The sequence below is a fragment of the Polaromonas sp. P1_G4 genome (assembly GCF_056405475.1).
Genome location: NZ_JBFUCA010000597.1, coordinates 1 through 2,343 on the forward strand (window position 1 = coordinate 1; position 2,343 = coordinate 2,343).

The following is a 2,343-nucleotide window of genomic DNA, read 5'->3' on the forward strand; positions in this document are numbered from 1 at the left end:
GGTTGACGGTGATGGTTTTGCTGAAGGCGCCCAGGCTGTGCGCGCCGTTCTTGCCCACGGTTTTTTCGGCGGGCGCAATGCCGGCGCAGTTCACCAGGCCCATCAGTTTGCCCATGGCAACCGCCTTGGCCACCACGGCCTGGCCGTCGGCTTCCTGGCTCACGTCGCATTTGACGAAAGTGGCTTTGCCTTCGCCCAACTCTTTGGCGATGGCCTCGCCTTTATCTGCCTGCATGTCGGCGATGACGACTTTGGCGCCGTTGGCCACCAGCATGCGTGCCGTGCCTTCACCCAGGCCCGATGCGCCGCCGGTGACGATAAATACTTTGCCTGCGATTTCCATGGTGGTTCCTTGATGAAGATGGAGAGATTTTGAAGAGCTTGCGTGAACGTTTTGGGTGACGTTAACGTAAACGTCAATTATGGCGCATGAAAAGTACCCCCCGCGCTCGTTCACTTCGTGTGGTCGCTGCCCCCGAGGGACGCTTTTCATCTAGGGACGGCCCGGCGATGAAAAAGCCCGGCGCCTTTCGGCGGCCGGGCTTTTCGCAAAAGTGGGGCGTTGGCTTATTTGTAGCCGACACGGTCCAACATCTGCTGCACTTTGAGCTGGTTGTTGCCCACGGCGCTGATCGGGATGGTTTCAGACTTGAAGCTGCCATTGCCCGACGGTGTCATGGCCTTGAGCGCGGGATTGCTCACGCCCAGCCCCGGTACGGCGGCCCACTCGTTGTTGCCGTTGGCAAAGTACTCCTGTGCGCTCGGGCTGGCCAGATATTCCATGAACTTGACGGCGTTGGCCGTGTTCTTGGCGTTTTTGGCAACCGCCGCGCCGGCGATATTCACATGCGTGCCCCAGCTGTCCTGGTTGGGGAAGACCACGCCCACGCGGTCGGCCACGACTTTGTCTTCAGGCGCGTTGGAACGCATGATGCGCGCCAGGTAGTAGGTGTTGGTCAGCGCAATGCCGCACTCGCCGCTGGCCACGGCCTTGATCTGGTCGCTGTCGCCGCCCTTGGGGTCACGCGCCATGTTCGCCACCAAGCCCTTGAGCCATTGCTCGGCCTTGGCTTCGCCAAGATGCTCGGTCACCGCACCGAAGAGGGAGAGGTTGTACGGATGTGCACCGGAGCGGGTGCACAGCAGGCCCTTGTTCTTCGGGTCGRCCAGCTTTTCGTAGGTGTCCACGTCGGCTTTCTTGACCTTGAGCTTGTCAAACACCACAACGCGGGCGCGCGTCGAGAAGCCGAACCAGGTCGTGCCTTCGGCCGTTTCCTTGGCGCGCAACTTGGCCGGGATGGCGGCTTCCAGGGCGGGTGACTTGATGGGCTTGAAGAGGCCGTCCGCATCGCCCTTGTGCAGGCGCGCGGCATCGACCAGCAAAATCACGTCGGCAGGAGATGCCGTGCCTTCGGCCTTCAGGCGCGCCAAAATGCCGGCGTCATCCGCGTCCACGCGGTTCACCTTGATCCCGGTGGCCTTGGTGAAGTCGCTGTAGAGCTTTTCGTCCGTCTGGTAATGGCGGGCAGAATACAAGTTGACCACCTGTTCCTGCGCTGATGCCAAGCCTGCCAGCAGCATCAGCGACGAGAGAACCACTTTTTTGTACATAACTTTCCACTTCCTTACTGGTATTTTTAAAGCCCGGCCATGATAAAGCAAATAAGAATCATTCTTGGTAGTCCCCCTACGTTGTGCAAGCCTTCACGAGGGCTGGACTGGCTGGCGGGCATCGGCCTGGCTGCGGTTTTGTCGCTGTTTGCCGGCTGCGCCACAGCGCCGCCCGGACCGGCCGCGCCTGTAGCGCCGCTACCGGCGGAGGCCGCCAGAAAGCCGGTGCGCATCGGGCTGGCGCTGGGCGGTGGCGCGGCGCGCGGCTTTGCCCATGTGGGTGTGATCGCCGTGCTTGAGGAGGCCGGGCTCAAGCCGCAACTGGTGGTCGGCACATCAGCCGGCAGCCTGGTGGCGGCGCTGTACGCCAGTGGCAAGACCAGCGCGCAGCTGCAGCAGACCGCGCTGAACATGGAGGAAGTTGCCATCACCGACTGGATGCTGCCGATCATCGGCCGCGGCATGTTCCGCGGTGACGCGCTGGCCCGCTATGTCAACGACCTTGTGGCCAACCGGCTGATGGAAAACATGGCCATTCCGCTGGGCATCGTCGCCACCGATCTCAACAGCGGCCAGGCCGTGCTGTTCCAGCGCGGCGATACCGGCACAGCAGTGCGCGCATCCAGTGCGGTGCCGGCTGTGTTCGTGCCCGTCAAGATCAACGGCCGCGAGTATGTAGACGGCGGCCTGGTCTCACCGGTGCCTGTGCGCTTTGCCAGGCAGATGGGGGCC

The 2,343-nt window shown here is 62.4% G+C and carries 3 protein-coding genes; 1 reads left to right on the forward strand and 2 read right to left on the reverse strand.

The annotated features are described in order from the left end of the window. Together AC1D1X_RS21010 and AC1D1X_RS21015 are read right to left on the reverse strand one after the other, a co-directional pair. Positions 1 to 343 (reverse strand): SDR family NAD(P)-dependent oxidoreductase (locus AC1D1X_RS21010; protein ID WP_477699080.1); only part of this gene is annotated, 343 nt, incomplete at its 3' end. Positions 344 to 567: 224 nt separating this feature from the next. Next, positions 568 to 1,611, reverse strand: a complete 1,044-nt coding sequence (locus AC1D1X_RS21015; protein WP_477699081.1) for an extracellular solute-binding protein — start codon at positions 1,609 to 1,611, stop codon at positions 568 to 570. A gap of 120 nt (positions 1,612 to 1,731) precedes the next feature. Between AC1D1X_RS21015 and AC1D1X_RS21020 the strand changes: the two genes are divergently transcribed. Beyond that, positions 1,732 to 2,343 (forward strand): patatin-like phospholipase family protein (locus tag AC1D1X_RS21020; RefSeq protein WP_477699082.1); only part of this gene is annotated, 612 nt, incomplete at its 3' end.